This is a genomic window from Staphylococcus simulans (assembly GCF_025561465.1).
Taxonomy (GTDB): domain Bacteria; phylum Bacillota; class Bacilli; order Staphylococcales; family Staphylococcaceae; genus Staphylococcus; species Staphylococcus simulans.
In genome coordinates this window covers 400346-426183 of record NZ_CP095100.1, presented here as the reverse complement: position 1 = coordinate 426183, position 25838 = coordinate 400346, and the positions used below count along the sequence as shown (strand labels likewise).

Sequence of the window (25838 nt, the reverse complement as noted above, 5' to 3'; positions counted from 1 at the left end):
CTTACTCACCTTCTTTTAGCTGCTCGCCATAGTGTCGTATGAATAAATCTTCTAAAGTCATCGGTTGGCTTTCTAACTTTTTAATGTTGAAGCGACTTAAATATTGAATCACTGTACTGGTTTGATCAGTATCCACTTGAAATTGATACGTTTCATCTTGTTTGGTTACATCATGTACACTTGGTTGCGCTTCTAAATGTGTTAGTATCTCTTGTGTCATGACGGTAAAGCGCATACGTGTTAAATGACGCATTTCATCTAATGTGCCTGTTTCTATTAATTCACCTTTACGTATAATTCCTACACGGTCACATAGTTGTTCTACTTCAGAAAGAATATGGCTTGATAATAGTACTGTTTTTCCACGCTTACGGCACGCTTTTACATGATGTTGGAAGACGCGCTCCATTAATGGGTCTAAACCAGACGTTGGTTCATCAAAAATATACAAATCTACTTCCATACTTAGTGCGGCAATCAAAGCAACTTTTTGTCGATTCCCTTTAGAATACGTACTGCATTTCTTGTGAATATCCAACTCAAAATCTCGAATTAACATTTGTTTACGTTCATGGTTCACTGACTTTTGTAAACTTAATAAGAACTCAATAACTTCTTCTCCAGTTAAATTCGACCACAAATTCACATCACCTGGGACATACGCAATGCGTTCATGTATGGCTACTGCTTCTTTAAACGCATCCTTACCAAATAACGTAACACTGCCGGAACTTGGTTTTAATTGGCCTAACATCGTCTTAATTGTCGTTGATTTACCTGAACCGTTCGGACCAATAAAGCCGAAGATTTCTCCTTCTTCAACCCTCATATTTAATTTAGAGAGTGCTTCGAATTTACCAAAGCGTTTTGTGAGATTATTAATTTCTAGAACTGATGTCATATAGATCACCTTCTTATTTCTATTATTCATCTATACTTTAAGAACTTGACTCCATTATACACTTGTTTCACTCAAGAAAAGGTTCATAAATAAATAAGGACATTCCAAAAAGAATGCCCTCATGATTATTTGAATGCTCGTGTATCTATATTTTCTTCTTCCAATATTTTCTCAATTTTCTTTTGTTCACGTTTGTTAGGTTTATCGTTTCCTTTTTCAATCGCACCGACTTCTTTTACAGAAACACGTCCATTTTTTGAAGAAGCAATTGCGGTATCTATTTTTTCATCGATATCTCTGAGGTATTGGTTAGAGTTTGTAATGTAGCGATTAATTTTATGCGCATGTCCGTCATAACCTTTCGGTAAACGATTTTCATTAATATACTGCGCAAAGTTATTATCATTCGTACTTGCTAGCTCACTGGCTTTTTCAATATGTTTTGCATCGCGTTTAGAAAGCCCTTCTTTTGAATGCAGCTTTTGTTGATAGTGTTCATAAATACGTGTGATATCATGATCAGCATTCAAATACGTTTGGATATCTTGTTTTAATTCTGCTTTAGTCAATTTTTGATTCTTTTTCTTCTTGTCAAATATAGACGGATTTAAATCCACTTGTTGTCCTTCTGATTTCGCAGATCCAGTATCTTTCTTGTGTTCTTGTTGTGGCGGTGCTTTTTGCGTCGGTTCTTGTTTGGCCTCTTGTTTGACTTCTTTCACTTCTGAAGAAGCACATCCTGATAATATCAATGTCATAGACGCAAAAAGCAATCCCGTTATTAATTTTTTCACTGTTACCTTCTCCTTTGATTCTGCGCCTTATTTTATCTTTTTAATAATTCACTCGCTCAGTCATTTTTTACCCTAAATCTCATAATGTATGATGTTATCTTCTAAAATCATATATAAAACGCTTTCATTGAAATTTGATTTAGAAAATTTAAAAATTAGTCACGCAACTCATTAAAGTTAGTGTATAATACTTCCATACACATATTCTATTCCGTACAACATAAAAAGAAAATAGATGATATGCAGTTCGCAGTTTCACTCTGCACGCCATCCGTTCTCTATATAAAAACTACAAAGAGGTGTAACATCATGGAAAACAATGATTTAAAACGCAGTATGACCAATCGTCACATTCAGCTGATCGCCATCGGGGGCGCTATCGGCACGGGGCTTTTCTTGGGGGCAGGGAAAAGTATTGCGTTAGCTGGGCCATCCATTCTTTTGGCCTACATCATTATCGGGTTCTTCTTGTTCATTATGATGCGTGCATTAGGTGAACTTCTTTTATCAAACAGTCAATACAATTCATTTATTGATATTGCGGAAGATTATTTAGGCCATATGGCTGGTTTCTTTACAGGTTGGACATACTGGTTTTGTTGGGTAGCTACAGGTATTGCGGACATCACAGCTGTAACCAAATATATTAATTTCTGGTGGCCGTCTTTCCCACCTTACTTAACAGCGATTATCACAGTTATCTTACTACTCGCACTAAACTTAATGACCGTTAAAGCTTATGGGGAAATCGAATTCTGGTTTGCGATCATTAAAGTTATTGCGATTTTATTCTTAATTGTCATTGGTCTTTATTTAATCTTTACTGGATTCTCATCACCTAACCACATTCAAAGTGGTTTCAGCAACCTTTACTCTCACGGCGGATTCTTCCCTAATGGGGTTATGGGCTTTTTACTTGCTTTCCAAATGGCAGTATTTAGTTTCGTAGGGATTGAATTAGTCGGTGTTACTGCACGTGAAACAAAAGATCCAGAAAAGAACTTACCGAAAGCCATCAACAGCGTCGGTATTCGTATCATCATCTTTTATGTTTTAAGCTTAATGGTTATTATGAGTATCACTCCATGGGATAAATTAGATCCTAAAGAAAGTCCATTCGTTAACTTATTCGTATTAGCCGGTATTCCAGCTGCTGCGGGTATCGTAAACTTTGTGGTATTAACTTCAGCATCTAGTGCCGCAAACAGCGGATTATTCAGTAACAGTCGTATGGTTTATGGTTTAGCTGTTTCAGACAGCGCACCTAAAGCTTTAGGTAAAGCCAATCGTCACGGGGTCCCATACAATGCATTGATTTTCTCAGGGGTTGTCTTATTCTTAGCAGCATTATTGAACTATGTTATTCCAGATACTGTATTCACAGTCGTAACTACAGTCGCAACAATTTTCTTTATCTTTATTTGGACAATCATTTTAGTTTGTTATATCAAATATCGTAAAGCACATCCTGAATTACATGCTGCTTCAAAATTTAAAAACTTCTTTGGTGTAGTTGGTTCATATAGTACCCTTGTCTTCTTCGTTATTGTCATCGCGATTTTATTCTTAGCTGAAGATACAAGAGTAGCCTTATACTTCTCACCATTCTGGTTAATCTTATTATTTATCGCATATAAAGTCGGCGGCTTTAAAAACCGTGGCTTAAATCGCATTAAACATTAATACACAACACATCAAACAGGTGGAGATTTGAAGTCTTCACCTGTTTTTTGTGTAAATGAAACAAATTAAAAAGCCGGATCAGTTGAGCTGATCCGACTTCCTTTATATAAAATAACTTCGACTCACAATAATTAGTTCAAGCGTGTTGGTGTATCGCCTGTTTTGATGACATTAAGTGCAGCGTTTAATCCGCCTTCAACTAAGTTACGTACCGCTTCATCAGAGAAGAATGCGATATGTGGTGTTAATTGAATTCTGTCATTTTCGATTAATTTTTTGAATGTTTCATCTTCAAGTTCTTTACCAGTAAAGTCAAATGTGAAGTAAGGCATTTCGAACTCGTAAGTGTCGACAGCTGCGCCTGTTAATTTACCTTCATTGACCGCATCGATTAATGCTTCTGTATCTACAACTGCACCACGTGCTGCGTTAACTAAGATTGCGCCATCTTTGAATTTCGCAAACATTTCTTTATTGAAAATGTGGTGGTTGTCTGCAGAACCTGGCATGTGTAAAGAAACGATGTCCGCATCTTTAACTGCTTCTTCAATCGTATCTTTATATTCTAAGAAATCTAATGAATCATTTGGATATAAATCATAACCTACAATTTTAGCACCGAAGCCTGCGAAAAGGTTACCAGTTAATGCGCCGATACGTCCTGTACCGATAATTGCGACTGTCATGTCTTTTACTGGTCTTGCCATAATTGTCGCATCCCAAGTAAAGTCATAGTCTTGAACACGTTTTTCAATACGTGGGAATCTACGTACAAGATTTAATGCAGCAGCTACTGAGTATTCCGCAATTGTTTCAGGAGAATAGCTAGGCACGTTTGAGATAATAATACCGTGTTTTTTCGCTAATTCTAAATCATACATGTCAAAACCTGCAGTACGTTGTGCGACTTGTTTGATGCCCATTGCTTCTAATTTAGGGTAAGCTTCTTTTTCAAGTTTGCCGAATTGCATTGTTGTAACGCCGTCAAACCCTTCAAGCTGATCCAAAGTATCATAGCTTAAGAAGTCATTTGAGAATGAAACTTCAACATCATTCTCTTTAGCCCAGTTCAAAGCTACATCTTTTTCATAATCACGTGTACCAAAAAATTTAATTTTTGTCATAATTACTCCCTCAATTCTAAAAGTTGTATAGTAGAGTAATTCATATCCTATCTAATATATTATGTGAATACATTCACAAAGTCAATAGGTTATAAATTAATCTGAATAATCTGTCAAACTGATTATACTCCATTTGCGTACGTTTGCATATATGATTGTTCAATACTTTTAAAATTTTAAATAACATTGTACAAAGTGGTGTCTATATACCATGATTCTGGAACAATTATTGGATTATAAACATCTAGACACTTTCTATTTTGGAACTCTACGACAAAACAGTATTGAGGTTGGCTAAACTAAAAATACGCACGCCATAGTTTAGAAATTCACTATAGCGTGCGTATTAGATTAGTCATCTTTCTTTTTATAACGAATTGTCGGCTGATGCTCACCTTTTGTGAACGCTTCTGTTGCTTTTCGTCTGCGTTCAGCCCGTAACTTTCTGTTTTTCTTAGCTTCTCTTTTATTATAAGCAATATTCAAAGAAGCCCCTTTTTGGGTGTTGTCTTTCATATACATATACGAACCAACGTTATAAGCCGTACGTACAATCATTTGCCCAGCGACTGGTGACGTCATGTATAAGAATAAGATCGTTAATAGCGTTCTGACACTGAAATAATCACGTGTAAACCAGAAATATATAAATACACCAATTAATGAAAACAACACAGATAAGGTCGAACTTTTCGTTGCGGCGTGTGCACGCAAGAAGATATCATCAAACTTTAAAATACCGATGGCACTAATGAGAGCGACAATAGATCCCAACAAGATAAGGACAGCTGCGAATAAACTAACGATTTCGTTTATTATCAAAGATTCGTCCTCCTTCTACGAAGCGTGAGATACCAATGGTACTCAAGAATGCGAGGATAGCGATAATTAAGCTCGCATCTAAGAAAGTTAAGGTGTTTAAGACGATACTGAGTAAGCCTACAATAGAGATAATCATCGCACCAATACTATCAAATGCGACCACCCTATTAGGTGTTGTCGGTCCTTTAATCACACGTATCAAAGCGATAATCACCGCAATACCGTAAATGACTAAAGCACTCCGTATCATCCAATCTATGACCATTTCAATCATTTGAGCACCTCCCATATCAAACGTTCATATTTCTTAATCTGCTTGGTTAAAACTGCTTTGTCTTTTTCAGAAACATCGATCGCATGAATAAAGAAACGACTGCCATCAGGTGATACCCTGAGTACGAGCGAGCCTGGTGTCAACATAATTAACAAGGTCAGTAAAGTAATCGCCCAGTCTCTTTTCAATGACGTTTCATAAATTAATAAACCTGGGTTCATGTCATGTGATTTAAATAAGATATAGTTGATGGTTGATAAACTCGATATCAACAGCTGCATATTATAAATCAAAATGAATTTAGAAATAATCCAGACTTTCTTTAAGTAGAAGACACGTTTAAAGAAGAATCGATGGATTAAATATACAATCGCAATACCAATCAGATATCCCGCAATAAATGTAGACAAGTGGAATTTATCTTCGTCTTGAAAGAGCGTCCATAATACAGCAATTAAAATATTCAGGGTTAGTTGGGCTAACATTATTCCACCTCCACATTTGGGATAACTGATTTGATATAGTCACTAGGATTTATATTAAATTCAGCCGCATGATGTGCGACATCTAAAATCCATTCGGCACAAAGCCCCATCAGGATAGTCGCAACTGTTAATAAAATCATCGCGATCAACTTATGCGGCAAGATTGGTTGTCGTTGGACTACAGGCATCTCTTCTCTACCGAAATACATATAGAAAAAGACTTTCAATAAACTATACATCGCAATCAAGCTGGTGATAATCATCAGTGCGACACCGACCACATACCCTTCAGCGAGTGCACCTTGTATAATCAGTAATTTCCCAGGAAATCCACTGAATGGCGGTACGCCGCCAATAGATAATGTGACAATAAATAAAATAATACCTAATGACGGATGCGTATGAATCAAACCGCCCATTTGTTTATAACTTCGGCAACCTGTTAAGACAACAAAGACACCCATGACTAAGAATAATAAGGTCTTAATAATCATGTCATGACCGGCATAGAAAATCGCACCTGTCACACCTGCTTGATTCAAGGTACTGATACCCATGACTGAGAAGCCGATAGACAAGATAACTTGATAAGCAGCTATTTTCTTCACATCTTCATAACCCAGTACACCGATAGCACCAATAATCATCGTAATGATTGCCATATAATACATGAGTTGATGTGTAATATCAGGCTGTTGATCAAATAACAACACCATGACACGAATTAACGCATACACACCAACCTTTGTCATCAATCCCGCAAATAACGCAGCTAATTCAGTATTTAATGCGGCATAGGCTTTAGGCAGCCACATAAACATGACTAAAGCTGCTTTACCGCCGAACACGAAGATCATAATAATCGCAATCATTGTCATCATCGGCGGTTGGTCACTTTCACTTATCCGCATCGCTAAATGACCGAAGTTCAATGTGCCGAGTGTGCCATATAAATAAGCGACACCGATAAGGAAGAACCAAGAACTGACAACGTTCATTACGACATAAATGACACTCGCACGTAATTGCTCTAGTGTTTGACCAAGTGTTAATAAGACGAACGACGCAATCAACATAATTTCAAACATCACGTACAAGTTGAAAATATCAGCAGTTAAGAAACTGCCGTTGACACCTGTCAGCATAAATAAAATAAAGGATGGTAAGAAATAACGGTTCGCAAGATGTTCACGCTTACCAAAACCGAAATAAATAACACAAGTAACCACTAAGTTGGCAATTGTGACAAAGAAAATACTTAAAGTATCGCCGACAAATTGAATGCCGAATGGCGGCTGCCAATCACCAAAATTGATTACTAGCGGTTGATGTTGATAAACATACGCTAATAAATAAGCTGAAACTGCTGTGTTGATGATTTGAATCGTAATCGCGATACGTCTCGTAACCATTAAACGTTCTTTAAAGAAGAATAAAATTAATCCTGTGACTAAAGGCAACAACAGTGGGATTAACATCATATTATTCATCGACATCATCATCCTCACCGCGTAACGCTTCAATTCGGTTTACCCGTGTCACTTTATAAGTACGATAGACTAAGACAAGTAAGAATGCGGAAACCGCAAATCCAATGACAATTGCGGTTAAAATCAACGCTTGTGGTAAGGGATCTACATAATTACTGCCTTCATCGTTAATAATCGGTACTTTTGTACCATCAAAGCCGCTCATCGCTAAAATGACTAAGTTTGCGACGTGTGTATAAATGGCAGTACCTAAAACAATCCGAATTAAGTTTTTCGATAAAATCATATACGTGCCTGCAAAAGTTAAAATACCAATAATTATAATAAGTATGACGTTCAACTTTTATCACCACTTATCGCAAGCATAATTGTCGTAACTGAACCGACGACTGTTAATAAAATACCGAATTCAAACAATGTCACACTTGAAAGATGCACTTTCTCTAAGTAAGGCAATGTGACGTAAACATCCTCATGTGACAATAAAGGGTGTCCAAAAAACATTGGCACGATTGCGGTAGCAATGGATAATAAAGAACCTGTAATCGTAACTGCTCTGAAATCCAGCGGCAGTGAACGAATGACCTTTTCCACATCAAAGGCTAGAAACATCAGGATAAACGCTGAACTGAAAACTAAACCGCCGATAAAGCCGCCACCTGGATTATCATGACCCGCTAAGAAAATATAAGAACCGAAGGTCAAAATAATGAAAACTGCTACTTTAGAAATCGTTTCTAATACAATGTCATTTTCGTGCATCTGAATCACCCTTTCTGATTTTGAATTTAATTAAGGAATAGATACCGAGACCCACTATCATAATGACAATGCCTTCTAACATGGTATCTAGTGCTCTGAAGTCTCCGAGAATTGCGTTGACAATATTTTTAGAACCTGCCAATTTATCACTATGTTCATAGAAACTTGAAATCTTATTAAACGCTTGTTCTTGTTGTGCAATAATCACAAATGTCACGACAAAGAGCGACATTAATAAAGCAATAGATAGCTTGACCGCTTCTTTCCCGACATGTACTTTATCTCGTCGTACGTTCGGTAAATGATAAAAGACTAATAAGAATAAGATAGTCGTAATCGTTTCAATCACTAACTGTGTCATCGCCAAGTCTGGCGCTCTCATTAAGACAAAGACAATCGCAATCGTATAACCGATAACACCGTTAATAATAATCATCGCCATACGTTCACGTAAGAACACTAATGCAACAGATAAGAAAGCAATATTGGCAGTGACTAAAATTTCAAACCACGTAATCGGCTTCACTTTGAAACCTTCAACAGGTATCCAACCGACGCGAATAAAACCATAAGCCAACATACCGAAGAATAAGAAATAAATCACATGTAAGTATTGATTTAATCGGTTATTCATCATCAACTGCATCCCGCTTCTACTAAAACGCTCACTTCCGCTTAACATACCGCGATAGATACTGTTGATGGATAGAAACTCTGGTAACTTGTTGTAAACATTCATCCAACGTGAACGCCATAAGAGTAAAATACCCACGACATAAATCGTTAAGGTAATCCATAACTCAGGGCTTAAACCGTGCCATGCGGCAATGTGCGGAATAAATGGTGCCACTTTATCTGAATGTCCGATATCACGTAAGGCAGGACCGATTAAATATCGCCCTAAGACGTTCGGGATAATAAAGAATAATGGCATACCGAGTGTAATCACTGCCGGCGCAATATACAGTCCTACTGGCTCATGTTCAGGTACTTGCGGTAAGCCCTCTTTGTGTAACGGGCCAAAGAAAGTATCTTTGACTAAACGTAAGCTGTAAATGAACGTAAAGAGACTGGCAACCACACCAACAATCAACATCACAGAAACAAAGACTTGGTCATACATCGTAAGTTTTTTCGCGCTGACCAATGTCGCAAAGAACATTTCCTTTGATAAGAAACCATTAAATAACGGGAGACCTGCCATCGCCATTGCGCTGATGGTCATCATCACAGTTGTGACTGGCAAGAGTTTACGTAAACCGCCTAAACGCGATAAATCACGTGTGCCTGTTTCATGATCTACAATACCAACACCCATAAAGAGCACACTCTTAAAGAGCGCATGGTTGATTAAATGAAACAGTCCCGCAAATAAACTCGCAACATAAAAGGCTTGGAACCCTTGTGCTTGGTGACTATATGCTAAAAATCCAAAGCCGACCATCGACATAATCATGCCGAGTTGACTAATTGTGGAATAAGCAAGCAACCCTTTTAAGTCACGTTGTCCAACTGCCACAAAAGAGCCGACCATTAAAGTGATAATACCAATTGTGATAACAATATAAGCTACCCATGGCTCATAACCTAATATCGGTGTAAAACGAAATAGTAAGTATAATCCGGCTTTAACCATTGTCGCAGAGTGCAGATAAGCACTGACAGGTGTCGGTGCTTCCATCGCATCTGGCAACCAGATATGAAATGGAAATTGTGCCGATTTCGTAAAGGCACCTAATAAAATAAAGACAACCGCAAGTGGGAACCAAGGAGATTCATACATCGTTTGGCGAACGGGAATCTGCACTAATTCAGAAATAGTATTTGTACCGGTAATGTTAAATAAAATAACAAACCCAACCATCATAAACATGCCGCCAAAGACAGTGATTAAGAATGATTTCATTGCGCCTGCCTGACTTGTTGGTCGGTTATACCAATAAGCAATTAATAAGAAAGACGCAATACTCGTTAACTCCCAAAATACGTACAGCAGTATGGTATTATTTGCTAGCACAACGCCTAACATCGCAAACATGAACATTAATAAATACACGTAGAACCTTGGCAAATCATCATGTGCTTTTGATAGGTATGCATTCGCATATAATACAACACCTGTACCAATTAAAGTGATTAACAAGGCAAAGATTAAAGACAAGCCATCTAATCTGAACGCAAAATTTACATCGATTGACGGCATCCACAGCAATGAAACCATAACCAGTTGATTGGCGGCGATGCGTGGAATCATGGTTATAAAATAAATTGCGCTAATAACGGGCGCACTTAACGCTATCCATCCAGCTTGTCTGCTTATAGTTGTTCTGTACCGACCTGTGTTATGCGTAATTTCTTGTTGTGCTTGTTCTGATGCTGACGCTGGTCGTGCAGAACGATTCGGCAGGTTTGTCATGAGTACGAACAACATCACAACAATAATAAAGACAAACAGCCAAATAAGGCTCATAAGAAGTGAGACTCCTTTCTATAGTTGAGTTAAAGTCATATCTAAAAAATAAAAATTAAAGATCTAATTGAATCGTAATCGTGCGGTTTTGTTGCGGAACATCTATAAATTTGAGGGTCTCAGATAAAGTCTGATGACCGAGGTATTTTTGTATCACTGTAAGCGGTGTACCCGATTGGTACGCATGATAAGCAAAAGTTTTACGTAAAGATTGAAGACCGACTTGAGAGAGTCCATTTTGAACAGCAGCATCATGAATAATACGATACGCTTGTTGGCGAGAGAGCGGACGCTTTGTTTTCATAGAACGAAATAGATAATCGTCATGACCAATTCCTTTATCTTTCATAAATTCATCCAATTCCTCACATAATGATTGAGGCAACGGCACATTAATTTCAGATATCCCAGGTTGTCGCCAAACATTAATCACAGCCTGACAATGCTCATCTTGTGTTAAAACATCTAGTCCTTTTAAATGAATTAACGTACTAATTCTTAAACCTGTATGTATCGCTAAACGAAACAACAAATAATCACGCTGGTTATGTTCACGTAACGTTTCATACATCGCTTCAATGTCCGATTTATCTTTAATCGGTAACACACATTCCATGAAAAGCCCACTCCTTTCTAATTAACAAAATATTGCCACATTAAATTAATGATACTTAATCATTATAATTCATATTTAAGTAACATTAAAGTAACGAAGTCTCATTTTTTCAAAAAATTTAAAATCGTTTATTTGTTAAAAAGCATAAAAAAGAAGCGAGCCAAAGCTCACTTCTTCTTATTAGTCTAATCGAATAATAGGTTGTTGTTCATTATTACCTATCATGATTTTACTTTCTACCGCTTGTATTTGTGACTTAGGAATATTTAATTTTTTCAAATCTGCAACCTTATATTCTTTCATGAACCCATTTTCAATCTCTTGATTATAATCTGCATAATATGTTTGCGTTCCCCATACTATAACTTTTTCATGCGAAATACCAACTAAAACAGAATATGGTCCAGAACGCGGGTCAAATATATAATAAACCATATCTGTTGGCGCATGAATTAATTTCATTTCACTTTCTGGCTGAATCAAATGGACTTCATTTACTTTGAAATGATGTATTTTACCATCATCTGTTCTACCTGAATATTTACCTTCTAACACTTCTTGCCCTGTGATATATTTTTGATCAAAATTCGGGTTCAATATCATCAATGCTACATTGTGTTTAATCTCTTGTTCTGTTAAAGGTCCTTTTTGTGTTTGCGGTTCTTCTTTTTGATTCTCTGTACTTTCTTTTGAAGTATTGGTTTGATTATTATTTTTTGTTTCTGATGTTACTTTGTCTTGTTTAGCGTTTGTTTCTTTTGTCTCGGTTTTCTGTTCTGATGACTTAGAAGTTTGTTTATCTTCTTGTGATTGTGTTCCACATGCGGCTAATAAAAGTAGACTCAAGGTCATTGTGAGTATCATTCTAAGTTGTTTCATCTTTTACGCCTCAATTCTCAGGGACAAACTGTAATGTGTGCGGTGTTGCTTGATAGATATGTCGTGTTAGCGCAATGATTTCATTTGAATCGAGTTTCAACTGTTCAAGTTCTTTCACTTTAAAGACTTGTGTCTCTTCTTCTTGAATGAATTGATTATAATCTAATTTTACTTTTTGAGATACTGCATCTTCAGAACTGATTGTTGATTTACCAATAACGATTTCATTATCAGATACACCGATTACTGTTTTCTTGTCAGGATCTTTTGTATGTGTTACAAAATAATACTGCATGCCTTCAGGACCATTTTCAACTTGCGGTACTTCTAGAGATTGGAAAAGTACATAGTTTGGAATGCGCACTTGTTGACCGTCATCTGTTTTATACGTTTTTTGTTTTAAATCTTTAGCATTAACGTAAGTTTTGTTTAATTTAGGGTCTAACAACATCATCGCGATATGTTTTCTATCCATATCTGCTTCAGGACCAGGTGCAAGAGCCTCAGGCCCTTTAACTTTACCGCTATCTCTTTCTAAATTTGGTTCTTCATTTTTCTTTGATGAATCTGAGGATTGAGCATCTTTTTCAGTTGTTGCTTTATCAGCTTCTTGTTGCGTTTGTTTAGCTTGTACATTCTTATTTGTATCAGTGTCAGCATGCGCTTTATCTTTTTTCTCCGCTTCATGCACTTCTATTTTTATATCTTGTTTAGTGTGGTACGTCGTATGTGTTTGTTTTTTCTCTTTAGGTGATTGGTCTTGTGATTGAGTGTCGGTTGTTTCTTCTTGTTTTTGGTCTGCTTGTTTTTCGTTGTTTTCTCTATGGCCACAACTTGCTAAAAGTAGAGTTGAACAAAGCAGTCCAAGCAATAAATGATGTCGTTTCATGATGTATACCTCCCGATACTTTATTCTTTATATATATTATACATTAGAAGCTACTTTTCCACTATGTAATCCTTATCAAATTCGTCTTTTTAATAAGTTTTGTTTCTTGTCATTGCGGGAACTTATTAATTATGTAATTATAAATGATTTCAAAATTAATTTTGTTCATAACTTTATAGAGAGAAAGGAGGCAATTTATGAGTGAGATTAAAGTAGGAATCATTGCTGCTCCAGGGTTTCCTATGGATTTATCAGAGACACTAGCTGAACAAATGCCTACTTCACTAAATAGTAAATTGAAAGAAGATATCAAATGGACTTTCGAATGTGTTTCTGACCCATTAATTGGTTCTGCTGAAGACGTCAACAAAAGTTTAGACGCAGCTCAATCTCTTAAAACCCATCATAAATGGGACTATGCGATTGTTGTGACAGACTTACCCATTGTCGAACAACGTAAAGTAATAGTAGGTAATTTAGATGAACCTATGGCTACTGGATTAATCTCAATTCCGGCTTTAGGTTTATTTGGTGTGAAACGTAAATTGAAACAATGTCTGCTTTATTTTGCGGAAATTATATATTTACATCAATCGAATGAGGATTATCAAACAAAAAAATTAAATCTTTTATTATTTACACGTGTAAAGCCCATTAGAAATATATTCGATGATAAACAAGAAAATGATATGGAAACGCAAGATGATCAAGAAGCCGGAGATGATACCTCCCACTCCAAAACAACAACCAAGTTTATTTTAAACCCACTTATTATAAGTTGGATTTTATTATTAGCTGGAATGACCAGAGCCAATCAACCGCTTAAAGAAATTCCAAACTTCAAAAAGATTATTTCTATTTCCTTTGCGACAGCTACATACTTAACCATTTTCTCTACCCCATGGCAATTAAGTATTGAATATACTAACTTAAGATTTATCTTTATGACGACACTAGCCATTGGCGGAATGACCCTTTGGATTATGTATGCACACTCGTTATGGGAACATGAAACTTCGTTAACAACTAAAACTTATCGAACAGTTTACAATGTAACAACGGTCTTAACTCTATTGATTATTATTGTATTCAGCTATCTCATCTTATTCTTACTGCTTACAATCAGTGTCGCTTTATTCGTGCCGAATGATTTATATAACATGCAGACGATTAATGAAGGCCAGCGTACACTCGGACAGTTCTTGTACCTTGTATGGTTTGTGACATCACTTGGTTTCTTAGCAGGTGCTTTAGGCGCATCTGTCGAAAACGAAAAGAAAATTCGTGCTATGACTTACTCTTATCGTCAACGTGCACGCTATGAAGAAGCAAAAGAATGGGAAGCTTCTAATTACTATTCATCAGAATCACACCAAAAAGATAATAATGATAACAATCAAAACAATTAAAGAAAGGAGGCTGTAAATATATGGAACAACTTGTCGTAGGCATTATCGCTTCACCTGGTATTGCGAATAAACTTTCGCATAAATTAGTAGACACATTACCCGGTTTATTAAATGACTACATTTCATCTCAATACGAATGGAAAATTGAAGTCATTGTTGATGCGTTAACAGGATCTGCAGAAGATGCAGACCAAGCCTATCAAAAAACCGAAGACTACTTAGATCGTTATAACTGGAACTATATTATCAGTTTAACTGACTTACCATTACTTCATGATAATGAGTCAGTCATCGCTGTTGATATCAACGAAGAAAACGGAGCAAGTATTATTTCAATTCCTGCTTATGGTTGGCGCCCTGTTACCAAACGTCTAGAAAGAACAGTGCTGACGATTATTCATGAAATCAATCTATTTTTCAGTGACAACCCAAATCAAAACAATGAAGATGAAAATCATCAAGCAACCTATCGAGAAATATTTCCTTTCTCAAAACTAAGAAAAATCCGTACTTACACTGATGATACACATACAATGCATATCCGTTATATTGTCGCATCTAAAACATCTGGTTACTTCCGTTTACTCAGTGGAATGACCTTTGCGAATAACCCATTAAGATTAATGCAAAGTATGAATAGTGTAATCGCAATCGCATTTACAACCGGCGCATCCGGTTTAATCTTCTCCACCATGTGGTCTTTAAGTAATACCTTTACCACATGGAGATTAACAGTCATGTCCCTCTTTGCGATTTTCGGTATGATTTTATGGATTATCTTAGCGCATAACTTATGGGAAAGTGAACGCTTCAGTATTAATAAACGTATTACGCGGTTGTATAATTTAACAACTCTGACCACACTGACAACGTCAGTCATTATTTATTATGTAACACTCTTTACAATATATTTGATTGCGGCTTCTGTATTATTACCAGCACCTTTCTTAGGAAAGACTTTAGAACTCGGACATCCTGCCACATTTACTCTTTATCTGTCTATCGCATGGTTCGCAGCTTCTCTTTCAACAATTGCTGGTGCCATTGGTGCAGGTATGCGTAACGAAGAACTGGTACGAGAAAGTACGTATGGTTCTAGACAACAAATGAGAAAAGCCCTAATCAAAGAACGTTCTGATAATAACTAACTATTGAAATCAAGATGCAATGACATCTTGGTTTCTTTTTTTATTTACTTATACCCCATACGGTAGCCTGACGGTTGTCTGCGTTCAGACATCCGAACCTCTTAAAACCGCTTAAAATCAATACTTCTATACAAAACGCTTTAACCTCCAATTAAGTATCAAATGAAATAAGCAGTATGTCTTGTAAGCGAATTATTTTTTGTAATTTTCTCACGCATGACAAAAAATTCACAAATTATTACCAAAATACAAATTATAATGATTTGATATTTATGATACGCTATATTTAAGAATTCCTAAAAATTTTGTTAAAACTTGTTAAATAGTATCACTCGAAAACTTTACAATTTTAGCGAGGGAGCCGAGTTAAATGGAAATCAAACAGTATGTATTGCGTATCAAAAGCAAAATCCTATTACAGCCGACTGACTTGGTATTTCACAAAGGTGAAATCAATCACATTATTGGCAGAAATGAGGTTGGCAAGTCTCAATTAGCTAAAGATTTCGTACTTAATCACAGCGGTCATATGCGCCCAGAGATTACAGAAAACACAACTTTGATTAGTAATGCATCATGTATTCCAAGAGATATCACTAAAGATTTTCTCATTCAATTACTCAAGAGTTATTTTATTTGTACCGTCAAAATCGATTACTTGGGTGACTTGTTAGGGATTGAAACTATTCCTGATCACATCCCTATTCGAAAATTAAACAAAGGACAACAAGAAAAGCTGAAGCTATTAAGTTTTCTATCAGAAGACAAACCTATCATCATTTTAGATGAGATCACAAAAGACTTAGATGAAACAACAGTTCACGACTTCTATACTTTCTTTAATAACTATATTTCGGATAATCCTGAAAAAGTAATTATCAATATTACACATAGCGCAAAAGATTTAACATACCTACCTGGTAAGTACTTTTTATTTAAAGACCTGACGATTGAAGAATATGATTCTAAAGAAGCAGTTGTCGATGAATACATTTGTTTCTAAAAACTTGAGGTGTACAAAATGAGGTTAGAGTTAAGAAAAACAGCGTTTAACAAAATAACACTGATTCTTGGTTCGCTTTTTTTATTACTATTCGTTTTAGGTTATGGCTTAACCACCTTTATGAATGATGGTCAAAGCTTGTCATATGGTGAATATTTCTTCAACACATATACGATTGCGGTAGAAACTGGATTCATACTCTTTTCATTCATCATCGCTTATTACTTCAATAAAGAGTATGCAGATCAAAACATCTTATTTTATAAGTTATTAGGAAATACAGACTTCACCTTCTTTTACAAAAAGATGTTTGTCATTTTCTTAGAATGCTTTGTATTTGTATGTATTGGCATCACTGCCATTTCTTTGATGTTTGGTAATTTCTCGCATTATTTCTTTTTAATCATCATGTTTTCTTTATTAATCTTGCAGTATATCTTAATCATTGGAACAATCAGTATTTTAATTTCCAAAATTTTAATCAGTGTTATTGTCAGTCTAATCTATTGGGTTATTTCTATTGTCTTAGTAATGCTTAATCCAACCATCTTCGGCATCCTTGCGCCTTTTGAAGCAAGCAATGTCATGTATCCTAACGTTGATGCTACATTGAATGGAGATACCTTAGCACTGACTTCTTACGATATTACATTACTGATTGTTTATTTCCTTTTACTCTTTGCGATCAACTTCGTCGTACTTTTCTTTGCGCGAAAACGTTGGTTGCAATTAGGGCTATAACTTGAAAACATAAACAAGAGGCAGAGTTAAATCCGCCTCTTTTTTCTACATACTCCCTAATAGAAAGGTGTGTACATTAAATATGAATGACTCAATGTTCTGGAAACCCTTCATGATACCTGTGTATTTAATGGTTGCCTTTTTAGGTTTTCTATTATTTAAATTTTATATCCAAGCAAACATGGCTTCTATTATTTTAATTGTCGGTCCATTAATTTATGTGGCAATTGCTTCTATCATTTATAACACTAATCGTAAAAGACAAAATAAATAGCGTTGTATATTTTTAAATAACTGTTGTGCTATCATTCTGCAAAATTGATTCACAACAGTTATTTATATATTTAACTATTTTCGTTTTCTACTTCTGTCAACATAAAGCGCAGCAATTTATCAACTTGAGGATCTTTGATGAAATAATACGCCATTTTCCCTTCTTTTCGGAAATCTATAACTTCTTTTTTATAGAGTATGCGTAAATGATGAGAAGTAGAGGCAATACTCATTTGAAGCAATTTCGCAATGTCGCAAACAAACAGTTTCTCTTCTTCAAGCAACGCAAATAAAATCGTTAATTTCTTTTTATCACCTATTGCGTTTAAAGTATTCATTGCCTTAATAGTGTGTGTTTCATTTAAGAAGTTAGAAGCATTTTTTACTTTATCTTCATGCACATACATGATGTCACATTGTTCATTAGACACCTATCCCCCATCCTTTCTATGAAACAAAGCTTAACAATGTTTGTATAGTTTTGTTTTCAATCAAAATGTATAAACCTAAGCCAATATAGATAATTGCCATAATCCATCGATTATATTTCTCCACAGTTTCACCAATACCCGGAACTTTTGCTAATTTTTGTGCAGAGAATACCAATAAGAAAATCATGATTACAAATACAATTAATGTCACAATAACTTGCGCTAAAGTCAAACCGACAAAGTACGGTACAAATAAACCGATATTATCTGCTCCACAGCTTGCTAGGGTAACAAGCGCAACAATACCAACTAATTTGGACAGTCCTTTTTTATCCAACTCTCTCTTGGCACGTGCTTCCCCTTCACAATCATCAAATAATGCCACTTTGATTCCTAAATATAGAGGGATGATACCTAATAAACCTAACATCCATTTCTCAGGTACATAGTGTAAGACAAACGCAAAAAACAAACTGATGACAATTAAGGCACCTGATCCTAAAAACTGTCCAATATAAATATCACGATACTCACGTTTGGTTTGTGCACGTGCGAAATAAATCAACAAAATCACTAATAAATCTAAAGCAGTCGCTGTATAAAGTATGACTGCAGTCAAAGCGGTCTGTATCACTTTGTCACCTCATTCAAAAATAAATTTGAATGTATTATAACACTCTAAGAGTTAAAATCACAGGTCATAATAAAAAGACCTTCATATAACGAAGGTCTTGAACTCTATCATTATGAACGCAGTATCTTCTTAACAGCTTTCGCAAATTGTTTAGGTTGTTGTGCATAACCGTAATGTCCACCTGTAACTTGAAACAGATTTGCATTTAAGCTATGCGCAAAATATTTAGCCGCTTCATACCCTAGCGATTCTTTCGATTGTTCACCTTGTAAGAACTTGATTGAAACATCTTTGGCCTTCAAAGTTTCTATATCAATTTGATAATTGATATATTGCCGCAGTTCATATTGAAGCCAAATGTTTGTTGATTCACTACTGCGTATTTGTGAAGTACTCGGTGAACAAACCGCGCAAGGAGCAATCGTATTCTCTACTAATACCTGCATATCTGAGTGCGAAGGATTAATCAAACGTTCATACTGACGCATTGCAGCCGGCACTCCTTCAATCATTGCAGTACGTGCGATTTGTTCAGTTTGCGGCACATAATCTTCTCTGTTTGGAAGTACAGAAGTATTTAAAGGCTCATGAACAAGTAATGTCTTAACCAATTCTGGATACATACACGCAAATTCTAATGCAGGCACAGCACCTGTGTCTGTCGCAAAAAGATAAACAGGATGATTACTAAGCGTTTGTATTAATGTTTTAATATCTTCAACATCCATGGTTAAACAATACGTATCTTTGGTGTTTGCGATAGAACTTGGTAAAGCCGTTAACAATTCACTTGCTCCATAACCTCGTCTATCAGGTAAGACAACAGTAAAATGATCTTCTAGCTTATGTGCTAAATCCAAATAACTATCATTGATTCCGCTAGCGCCAGGAATACATAACAAAATCGGTCCATGTCCCATCATGTCATAACGAATGATTGCATTATTTGTTTCTAAAGCATACATTTCTCTCATTCCTTTAACTCCATCATTACTATCATCATACCTCAATCTCCATCAACATATAAATCAACTGCATCTCTTGTCTGACTTAAATGTGCGATATGATTTGTATAGTCTTTCGCAAGATATGTGTAGAATAAAGTGTCTACAGTGATAAGCTTTGCGATTAACGAACTTGTTGCGGCTAATCGTAAACTACGATCTGAACTTGCGTCATGGAACAAACACTCATCCGCTTCATTGGCGAGTTCTGAATCTTTTCGACTGGTCATACCGATAACCGGAACATGATAATGGCGCGCGACTTGCGCTAACTTTAATGTTTCTCGGTTTTGGCCTGAATTTGAGATACCTATCATTAAAGTACCTTCATTGTTACTTCCAGCTAGCGTTGTAGCGATAATGTGTGCATCCGAACTATGAACAACATTCATGCCAGCTCTTGTAAATTTTTGAAAGATATCTTCTGCCACAATATGACTTGCGCCTACTCCAAACACAACTAACTTCTTACATTGTCTTAATTTTTCAGCAATCGTTTCTAACGTTTGATCATCTAATAAAGTTTCTGTTGTTTTCAGAGTATACGCTGCTCGATTGAACAGTTTACTTTTAATTTCATTAGCAGGTTCATCTTGCTCCATTTCTTGATACACACTAGCCTGATGATTAGGTAAATAACTCGAAATGGCTAACTTCAAATCCACTAGCCCTTTGAATCCTAATTTACGCACACAGCGGATAACAGTAGCTGAACTTGTTTGCGTTTCTTTACCTAACGCTTGTGCACTCATTTCTAATACCGCTTCCGGTGCTTCAATCAAATATCGTGCCACTTGTTGTTCGTTTTTAGTCAGTTGTTCCATCTGTTCTTCAATATAAATTAATAGTTGTTCATTTCCCATATGTTTTACACCTCTTCTTCAACATCTTGAGGTGCAGTCATTTCTTTTGTTGTTCCGAAGAAGTATGTTGCGATAAATCCTCCCGCATATGCAGCTAATATTCCTGCAATGTAGCCTAAATACATATTGTCATAAATTAAAGGAATCAATGATAAACCACTCGGTCCAATCGCAACAGCACCAATGTGTCCGATACCACCGATAACAGCACCGCCGATACCTCCACCAATACATGCTGTAATGAATGGACGGCCTAATGGTAAAGTCACACCATAAATTAAAGGTTCTCCAATACCTAATATTCCTGCAGGTAATGCACCTTTTAATAAGCGAATAATCTTTTTGTTCTTACGGCATCTTACCCAAAGTGCTAATGCCGCACCAACTTGACCTGCACCAGCCATCGCAAGAATCGGTAATAAGAAAGTTGCATGATCTTGGTTGATCATTTCTATATGAATCGGTGTTAAAACTTGATGCAAACCAAACATAACTAATGGCAAGAATGTCGCACCAAGGATAAAGCCGCTAAATGCGCCGCCGATATCTAGCACCCAGTTAATAATACCTAATAGACCTTCTGAGATTACACCCGCTATCGGCATAATTAAGAATATCGTCGCAAGTCCCATAATTAATAAGGTAATCGTAGGTGTTACAATAATATCCACCGCATTCGGAATAATTTTATGCAGACGTTTTTCAACAATTGATAGTAACCAAACCGCAAAGATGACACCAATAACCCCACCTTGTCCAGGCGCTAATGCTTCACCGTTAAAGATATTATGCAATGGTTGTTCAGGTGTCATGCCTGTCAACATGGTAGTACCACCAATCACACCGCCGAGTCCTGGAGTTGCGCCAAATTCTCTAGCCGCATTAATCCCTACATAGATGACTAAGTATGCTAGCAAACCACTTTTGATAATATCAAAGGCTAAAGTCAACTGCTTCCACATCGCACCTTCAATATAACCAGCAGACAATAGGTTCGTCAGCACTGCCGCTATACCGCCGATTAATCCTGCACCAACAAATGCCGGAATTAAAGGTACAAAAATATTCGCGATGACTCTCAGTACTTTTTTCCATTTAGACTTTTTCTGTTTTTCCTTCATCTGACTTTTAAAGAGTTGTGCTTCTGATTCTACATGTTCTTTATCTGTTTGTTGCGAAGGTTCATGATGAACGATTTTTTCACCTAATGGTGTGCCAATCATTTCGCTCATTTCATGTGCGACCTTATTGACAGTACCTGGGCCTACAATAACTTGTAGTGTTTCGTCTTCTACTACTCCCATGACACCGTCTATTGCTTTGAGTCCTTCTAGATTCACTTTAGAGTAATCAATAATATCCATACGTACACGTGTCATACAATGAATCACACGTTCTAAATTTGCTTTGTCGCCAACATTATTTAATATTTCCTGGGCAATCTTTTTTTCTTTTGACATTGTTGTTCAGCTCCTCATGTTTTTCTGATAAAACCATTCGCTTTTTCTAAACGTTCAACAGCTTCTTCATACGTAATATCATGTAATCCCATAACAATTGCCGCTTTCACATGACCGTTACTGTCATGAAATAACTTTTTACTCTCAGATTCTGAAGTATTAGCCACTTCTGAAATGATATTTAACGCACGTCTTCTCAATTTTTCATTTGTCGGTTGAACATCTACCATTAAGTTTTCATAAACTTTACCGATACCGACCATTGCGCCAGTTGATATCATATTCAACACTAACTTTTGTGCTGTTCCAGACTTCAAGCGTGTAGAACCTGTCAGAATTTCAGGACCCACCTCTATTTCAATCGCAATATCCGCAACTGCACCAATCGCTGTATTTTTATTACAAGCAATCGCTGCTGTGTTCGCACCTATCGTATTCGCGTACTCTAGACCGCCAATGACATAAGGCGTTCTGCCACTCGCTGCTAATCCGATCACTGTATCAGTTTCATTAAGTTTAAGGTGCTTTAAATCTTGTTTGCCAAGTGTTTTACTATCTTCAGCACCTTCTACAGCTTCAGTCATTGCTTTAGCACCACCCGCGATTAAACCAATCACATCATTTCGAGTCACACCGAAAGTCGGTACACACTCAGCAGCATCTAACACACCTAGCCTGCCGCTCGTACCTGCACCCATATAAATCAATCTGCCGCCTTGCTTAAATCCTTCAATAACAATATCAATCACACGTGCAATAGACGTATTTTCTTTCGCAATCGCTTGTGCTACGGTTTGATCTTCTTGGTTCATCAAAGCAACAAAATCTTCAGTGCTTAATTCATCTAGATGCATCGTTTTCTCATTACGTTGCTCAGTTGTCATTTTATTAATGTCCATGACTTTCCTCCTCAACTGAAACGAATTCAAATGCGGTATTCGACCCAATCATATTTATACAATTTAAATCACGGGCGTCGACATAACCTAATACATTGACCGCTTCATCCTTAGGTAAATCACACCTTACAATTTGAAGTTCATTCATATAACGACCATATAATGCATTGTCTATCGTCACAGCACCTTTACGACGTTCTACTACATTATGCGGCGATACTTCTTCAGTAAATGTTTTTCGTGCTTCAATGGCTCTCACAACATCACGTGCGACATCTGGTCGATTATGATAAGTCCCTAAATATTTACTGTCTGAGCTTAAATTTGTTCGTAAAACAACACGGTTTAATCTGAAATACGTATCGAATTGATGAATCATAAAATCGTCAATTTGACTGTCTCCCACACAAGCAATATCACACAAATCCTCTTCCAGCTCGACTGCTGCGGCTAATGGATGATACTGACGATGGTCTTCTAGTGTTGGTAAACCGCGATAGATAGGTCCTCTTAATTGAGTACCAGGGACAAACGCCATGATTTGAATTTCAGGAAATGCTCCTTTTAATCGCTCGTTTATATGTTGAAAGAAAGTACGTTCCAAGCCTGTATCAGGTCTAGGATAATAATTATGTGCAACTAAGATATTCTCTTGAGAAATTGCGCGATCACTCAGCTCACGTAGAATTTGAAATGCATCTGTGCTCGCATTCAACATCACTGAATATTTTGCTTCTACATACTCTGCCAAACTATTTATATCGACCGCTTCATCCAAACGAACAATATCAATACCCGCATCACGAATCGATTCTGGTTCACTCAAAGACAAACCTAGTTGACGCAGTGTTTGTCCATTCACATCAGCAATAATTTGTGCACGGTTCCCATTTATTACGGCTAACTGTTTTAACCGCGTCAAATACGTATCTTGGTCATCTTCTGGAATTTGAAGTGATGTAAATATATATCGAAATCCATGATTCAACATTTTGTCGATATATGTTTCGTCAAACGCTTCTCCTAAATAGACAGAAAACCCTAAGTCCAATCCAACCACCTCTTTTAAAAGTTTTATTTTCATTTAAATCAACTGCTTTTTAGCATGTAAGACTGAGAATCAAATTAAGCAATCAACTATGTGTAATCGCTTACATTATCACACAGTTGTAATACTATTACAATATCAATCTTGAATATATGTATTTTTGTAACGAAAGTTCAAAAATAATTTTATTTTCAAACCTCCACTACACCTTATAGACGTGCTACAATAGGCAGTAATATCACATTAATGCTAGAAAAGAGGCCGACTATGATTAAAGAAACACTTCAACTTTTTAATGAAGGCACACCGATTTTAAACATCTTACAAGATGGACGACGCCAAGAACTATTAGTACTGTTATGTAAAAAAGGACCTTTAACTGTAAATCAACTAACTGAACTAGTAACCATCTCACGCCCTGCAGTTTCACATCATTTAAAGTTGATGTTAGATGCAGGAATACTTTCTGTTGAACAAAAAGGACTTGAACGTTACTATCGCTCTGACCTAGGTCCGACACTGGATTGGTTAAAGGCTTTAACTGCTTCTCTTGAAGATGATTTACAAAAATAACATTTTTTGAGCATATCTATGTTTAAGTTCGTAAACATAGTGGTATACTTTTACCAGAGAAAGAGACATTCTATATATGAAGGAGCTTGATTATGACTCAAAAAATTATTTTAGAACAAGCAGCACTTGACTTTGCGAAAGCCAATGACCCACATCCACGTATATATGAGTTACCTCCAGAAGAAGGTCGAAAATTATTAGAAGATGTACAATCATCAGATATTAAAAAATATGATGTAGATATTGAAGATACAACATTTGAAACAAAATCTTATGGCGAAGTTCCTGTTCGATTCATTCGTCCAAAAGGAAATCAAGAAAAGTTACCAGTGATTTATTATATTCATGGTGCAGGTTGGGTATTCGGAAGCCCGCATACACATGATAAACTTGTCAGAGAACTTGCGGTACGTACAAATTCAGTCGTTGTATTCCCTGATTATGATTTATCACCTGAAGCGAAATATCCGACAGCAATTGAACAAAACTACGATGTCTTACAACAATTAAAAGATGTCGCAGAGGATAAAAACTTAGATTTAAACCGTTTAACAGTTGCGGGTGATTCAGTCGGCGGTAATATGTCAGCTGTAATGACTTTAATGACAAAACAACGTAATGGCTTACCAATCCATCAACAATTACTTTATTACCCTGTAACAAATGCTGCGTTTGACACAGATTCTTATAATGAATTTGCGGAAGGTTACTATTTAACTAAAGAAGGTATGCAGTGGTTCTGGGATCAATATACAACAGATGAAAATGAACGCGCAGAAATTACTGCTTCACCATTACGTGCATCATTAGAAGAATTAAAAGACTTACCAAAAGCGATGATTATTAACGCTGAAGCTGACGTATTACGTGATGAAGGCGAAGCTTATGCACACAAATTAAGAGAAGCTGGTAATGATGTGACACATGCACGTATGCAAGGTACAATCCATGACTTTGTGATGGTTAACGATTTAGACAAAACAAATGCGACACGTGCAGCAATGGATTTATCTACAGACTGGATTAACAAACAAAACGAACAATAAAGTATTCACTTTAAGACCGATGTCAAAAGCATCGGTCTTTTTCTATGTATCAAAAAACACGCCCCTTACATCAAGGACGTGTTTTGAATGGATGATTGAATTTTAGTCATTTGGAAA

General features: G+C 36.4%; 28 protein-coding genes. 8 read left to right on the top strand and 20 right to left on the bottom strand.

The window, feature by feature from the left end; all coding sequences use genetic code 11:
* Position 1: 1 nt before the first annotated feature.
* Entirely contained in the window at positions 2–901 is a 900-nt protein-coding gene (locus MUA87_RS01640) for an ABC transporter ATP-binding protein (protein ID WP_262551195.1), read from the bottom strand.
* A 125-nt stretch (positions 902–1026) separates the two neighbouring features.
* Complete coding sequence (locus tag MUA87_RS01635) at positions 1027–1695, bottom strand: NDxxF motif lipoprotein (protein WP_002479957.1); 669 nt, start codon at positions 1693–1695, stop codon at positions 1027–1029.
* 309 nt (positions 1696–2004) lie between these two features.
* Between MUA87_RS01635 and MUA87_RS01630 the strand changes: the two genes are divergently transcribed.
* Positions 2005–3378, top strand: coding sequence for an amino acid permease (locus MUA87_RS01630; RefSeq protein ID WP_002479958.1), 1374 nt, complete (start codon positions 2005–2007; stop codon positions 3376–3378).
* Between the two features lie 131 nt (positions 3379–3509).
* On the opposite strand, the gene MUA87_RS01625 is transcribed toward MUA87_RS01630, so the two are convergent.
* The 11 genes from MUA87_RS01625 to MUA87_RS01575 all read right to left on the bottom strand — a co-directional run bounded on the left by MUA87_RS01625 (position 3510) and on the right by MUA87_RS01575 (position 13189).
* Complete coding sequence (locus MUA87_RS01625; protein WP_002479959.1) at positions 3510–4502, bottom strand: D-lactate dehydrogenase; 993 nt, start codon at positions 4500–4502, stop codon at positions 3510–3512.
* Between the two features lie 351 nt (positions 4503–4853).
* Positions 4854–5324 carry a Na+/H+ antiporter subunit G gene (locus MUA87_RS01620; RefSeq protein ID WP_002479960.1) on the bottom strand — a complete coding sequence of 157 codons (471 nt, stop codon included), beginning with the start codon at positions 5322–5324 and terminating at the stop codon, positions 4854–4856.
* Positions 5302–5598 (bottom strand): Na(+)/H(+) antiporter subunit F1, encoded by a 297-nt coding sequence (locus MUA87_RS01615; RefSeq protein ID WP_023015570.1) that lies wholly within the window; start codon positions 5596–5598, stop codon positions 5302–5304. Before MUA87_RS01615 ends, MUA87_RS01620 begins: the two co-directional genes overlap by 23 nt.
* A complete protein-coding gene (locus tag MUA87_RS01610; RefSeq protein ID WP_002479962.1) occupies positions 5595–6083 on the bottom strand; it encodes a Na+/H+ antiporter subunit E in 489 nt (162 codons plus the stop codon). Before MUA87_RS01610 ends, MUA87_RS01615 begins: the two co-directional genes overlap by 4 nt.
* Positions 6083–7579 (bottom strand): Na+/H+ antiporter subunit D, encoded by a 1497-nt coding sequence (locus MUA87_RS01605; protein ID WP_394356886.1) that lies wholly within the window; start codon positions 7577–7579, stop codon positions 6083–6085. The genes MUA87_RS01610 and MUA87_RS01605 overlap by 1 nt, the downstream gene beginning before the upstream one ends.
* Positions 7566–7913, bottom strand: a complete 348-nt coding sequence (locus MUA87_RS01600; RefSeq protein ID WP_023015572.1) for a Na(+)/H(+) antiporter subunit C — start codon at positions 7911–7913, stop codon at positions 7566–7568. The genes MUA87_RS01605 and MUA87_RS01600 overlap by 14 nt, the downstream gene beginning before the upstream one ends.
* Positions 7910–8335 (bottom strand): monovalent cation/H+ antiporter subunit B, encoded by a 426-nt coding sequence (locus MUA87_RS01595; RefSeq protein WP_002479965.1) that lies wholly within the window; start codon positions 8333–8335, stop codon positions 7910–7912. Before MUA87_RS01595 ends, MUA87_RS01600 begins: the two co-directional genes overlap by 4 nt.
* Complete coding sequence (locus MUA87_RS01590; RefSeq protein WP_262551194.1) at positions 8322–10805, bottom strand: DUF4040 family protein; 2484 nt, start codon at positions 10803–10805, stop codon at positions 8322–8324. The genes MUA87_RS01595 and MUA87_RS01590 overlap by 14 nt, the downstream gene beginning before the upstream one ends.
* Before the next feature lie 55 nt (positions 10806–10860).
* On the bottom strand, positions 10861–11421 hold the full coding sequence (locus tag MUA87_RS01585; protein ID WP_002479967.1) for a tyrosine-type recombinase/integrase: 561 nt from the start codon (positions 11419–11421) through the stop codon (positions 10861–10863).
* 180 nt (positions 11422–11601) lie between these two features.
* Positions 11602–12300: a hypothetical protein gene (locus tag MUA87_RS01580; protein ID WP_262551193.1), complete on the bottom strand. Its 699-nt coding sequence runs from the start codon at positions 12298–12300 to the stop codon at positions 11602–11604.
* A gap of 10 nt (positions 12301–12310) precedes the next feature.
* The gene (locus tag MUA87_RS01575) at positions 12311–13189 is read right to left on the bottom strand and encodes a hypothetical protein (RefSeq protein WP_096754395.1); all 879 of its coding nucleotides are present in this window, start codon (positions 13187–13189) and stop codon (positions 12311–12313) included.
* A 197-nt stretch (positions 13190–13386) separates the two neighbouring features.
* On the opposite strand from MUA87_RS01575, the gene MUA87_RS01570 reads away from it, so the two are divergent.
* From MUA87_RS01570 to MUA87_RS01550, 5 genes are all read left to right on the top strand, one after another.
* Positions 13387–14598 (top strand): hypothetical protein, encoded by a 1212-nt coding sequence (locus MUA87_RS01570; RefSeq protein WP_262551192.1) that lies wholly within the window; start codon positions 13387–13389, stop codon positions 14596–14598.
* 20 nt (positions 14599–14618) lie between these two features.
* On the top strand, positions 14619–15746 hold the full coding sequence (locus MUA87_RS01565; RefSeq protein WP_060804432.1) for a hypothetical protein: 1128 nt from the start codon (positions 14619–14621) through the stop codon (positions 15744–15746).
* Positions 15747–16116: 370 nt separating this feature from the next.
* A complete protein-coding gene (locus MUA87_RS01560; RefSeq protein WP_060804433.1) occupies positions 16117–16749 on the top strand; it encodes an ATP-binding cassette domain-containing protein in 633 nt (210 codons plus the stop codon).
* An 18-nt stretch (positions 16750–16767) separates the two neighbouring features.
* A complete protein-coding gene (locus MUA87_RS01555) occupies positions 16768–17490 on the top strand; it encodes a peptide ABC transporter permease (RefSeq protein WP_262551191.1) in 723 nt (240 codons plus the stop codon).
* An 82-nt stretch (positions 17491–17572) separates the two neighbouring features.
* Positions 17573–17764 carry a hypothetical protein gene (locus tag MUA87_RS01550; protein ID WP_057510076.1) on the top strand — a complete coding sequence of 64 codons (192 nt, stop codon included), beginning with the start codon at positions 17573–17575 and terminating at the stop codon, positions 17762–17764.
* 70 nt (positions 17765–17834) lie between these two features.
* On the opposite strand, the gene MUA87_RS01545 is transcribed toward MUA87_RS01550, so the two are convergent.
* From MUA87_RS01545 to MUA87_RS01515, 7 genes are all read right to left on the bottom strand, one after another.
* Entirely contained in the window at positions 17835–18170 is a 336-nt protein-coding gene (locus tag MUA87_RS01545; protein WP_394356892.1) for an ArsR/SmtB family transcription factor, read from the bottom strand.
* Positions 18171–18210: 40 nt separating this feature from the next.
* Positions 18211–18828, bottom strand: coding sequence for a CadD family cadmium resistance transporter (locus tag MUA87_RS01540; RefSeq protein ID WP_262551189.1), 618 nt, complete (start codon positions 18826–18828; stop codon positions 18211–18213).
* Between the two features lie 110 nt (positions 18829–18938).
* A complete protein-coding gene (locus MUA87_RS01535) occupies positions 18939–19802 on the bottom strand; it encodes an alpha/beta fold hydrolase (RefSeq protein WP_262551188.1) in 864 nt (287 codons plus the stop codon).
* A gap of 32 nt (positions 19803–19834) precedes the next feature.
* Positions 19835–20695 carry a MurR/RpiR family transcriptional regulator gene (locus MUA87_RS01530; protein WP_262551187.1) on the bottom strand — a complete coding sequence of 287 codons (861 nt, stop codon included), beginning with the start codon at positions 20693–20695 and terminating at the stop codon, positions 19835–19837.
* A 5-nt stretch (positions 20696–20700) separates the two neighbouring features.
* Complete coding sequence (locus tag MUA87_RS01525) at positions 20701–22155, bottom strand: PTS transporter subunit EIIC (RefSeq protein ID WP_262551186.1); 1455 nt, start codon at positions 22153–22155, stop codon at positions 20701–20703.
* A 14-nt stretch (positions 22156–22169) separates the two neighbouring features.
* Positions 22170–23054: an N-acetylmuramic acid 6-phosphate etherase gene (gene murQ, locus MUA87_RS01520; RefSeq protein ID WP_262551184.1), complete on the bottom strand. Its 885-nt coding sequence runs from the start codon at positions 23052–23054 to the stop codon at positions 22170–22172.
* The gene (locus MUA87_RS01515; protein ID WP_262551182.1) at positions 23044–24138 is read right to left on the bottom strand and encodes a MupG family TIM beta-alpha barrel fold protein; all 1095 of its coding nucleotides are present in this window, start codon (positions 24136–24138) and stop codon (positions 23044–23046) included. The genes murQ and MUA87_RS01515 overlap by 11 nt, the downstream gene beginning before the upstream one ends.
* Positions 24139–24369: 231 nt before the next feature.
* On the opposite strand from MUA87_RS01515, the gene MUA87_RS01510 reads away from it, so the two are divergent.
* Entirely contained in the window at positions 24370–24675 is a 306-nt protein-coding gene (locus MUA87_RS01510; protein WP_002479982.1) for an ArsR/SmtB family transcription factor, read from the top strand.
* Between the two features lie 92 nt (positions 24676–24767).
* Positions 24768–25721 (top strand): alpha/beta hydrolase, encoded by a 954-nt coding sequence (locus MUA87_RS01505; protein WP_061055178.1) that lies wholly within the window; start codon positions 24768–24770, stop codon positions 25719–25721.
* The last annotated feature ends 117 nt before the right edge of the window (positions 25722–25838 follow it).

Coding starts and splice junctions, on each gene's coding strand:
- MUA87_RS01640 (WP_262551195.1), bottom strand. CDS start 901: ATGACATCAGTTCTAGAAATTAATAATCTCACAAAACGCTTTGGTAAA.
- MUA87_RS01630 (WP_002479958.1), top strand. CDS start 2,005: ATGGAAAACAATGATTTAAAACGCAGTATGACCAATCGTCACATTCAG.
- MUA87_RS01625 (WP_002479959.1), bottom strand. CDS start 4,502: ATGACAAAAATTAAATTTTTTGGTACACGTGATTATGAAAAAGATGTA.
- MUA87_RS01615 (WP_023015570.1), bottom strand. CDS start 5,598: ATGATTGAAATGGTCATAGATTGGATGATACGGAGTGCTTTAGTCATT.
- MUA87_RS01610 (WP_002479962.1), bottom strand. CDS start 6,083: ATGTTAGCCCAACTAACCCTGAATATTTTAATTGCTGTATTATGGACG.
- MUA87_RS01605 (WP_394356886.1), bottom strand. CDS start 7,579: ATGTCGATGAATAATATGATGTTAATCCCACTGTTGTTGCCTTTAGTC.
- MUA87_RS01595 (WP_002479965.1), bottom strand. CDS start 8,335: ATGCACGAAAATGACATTGTATTAGAAACGATTTCTAAAGTAGCAGTT.
- MUA87_RS01590 (WP_262551194.1), bottom strand. CDS start 10,805: ATGAGCCTTATTTGGCTGTTTGTCTTTATTATTGTTGTGATGTTGTTC.
- MUA87_RS01585 (WP_002479967.1), bottom strand. CDS start 11,421: ATGGAATGTGTGTTACCGATTAAAGATAAATCGGACATTGAAGCGATG.
- MUA87_RS01580 (WP_262551193.1), bottom strand. CDS start 12,300: ATGAAACAACTTAGAATGATACTCACAATGACCTTGAGTCTACTTTTA.
- MUA87_RS01575 (WP_096754395.1), bottom strand. CDS start 13,189: ATGAAACGACATCATTTATTGCTTGGACTGCTTTGTTCAACTCTACTT.
- MUA87_RS01570 (WP_262551192.1), top strand. CDS start 13,387: ATGAGTGAGATTAAAGTAGGAATCATTGCTGCTCCAGGGTTTCCTATG.
- MUA87_RS01565 (WP_060804432.1), top strand. CDS start 14,619: ATGGAACAACTTGTCGTAGGCATTATCGCTTCACCTGGTATTGCGAAT.
- MUA87_RS01560 (WP_060804433.1), top strand. CDS start 16,117: ATGGAAATCAAACAGTATGTATTGCGTATCAAAAGCAAAATCCTATTA.
- MUA87_RS01555 (WP_262551191.1), top strand. CDS start 16,768: ATGAGGTTAGAGTTAAGAAAAACAGCGTTTAACAAAATAACACTGATT.
- MUA87_RS01550 (WP_057510076.1), top strand. CDS start 17,573: ATGAATGACTCAATGTTCTGGAAACCCTTCATGATACCTGTGTATTTA.
- MUA87_RS01545 (WP_394356892.1), bottom strand. CDS start 18,170: ATGTATGTGCATGAAGATAAAGTAAAAAATGCTTCTAACTTCTTAAAT.
- MUA87_RS01535 (WP_262551188.1), bottom strand. CDS start 19,802: ATGAGAGAAATGTATGCTTTAGAAACAAATAATGCAATCATTCGTTAT.
- MUA87_RS01530 (WP_262551187.1), bottom strand. CDS start 20,695: ATGGGAAATGAACAACTATTAATTTATATTGAAGAACAGATGGAACAA.
- MUA87_RS01525 (WP_262551186.1), bottom strand. CDS start 22,155: ATGTCAAAAGAAAAAAAGATTGCCCAGGAAATATTAAATAATGTTGGC.
- murQ (WP_262551184.1), bottom strand. CDS start 23,054: ATGGACATTAATAAAATGACAACTGAGCAACGTAATGAGAAAACGATG.
- MUA87_RS01515 (WP_262551182.1), bottom strand. CDS start 24,138: ATGAAAATAAAACTTTTAAAAGAGGTGGTTGGATTGGACTTAGGGTTT.
- MUA87_RS01510 (WP_002479982.1), top strand. CDS start 24,370: ATGATTAAAGAAACACTTCAACTTTTTAATGAAGGCACACCGATTTTA.
- MUA87_RS01505 (WP_061055178.1), top strand. CDS start 24,768: ATGACTCAAAAAATTATTTTAGAACAAGCAGCACTTGACTTTGCGAAA.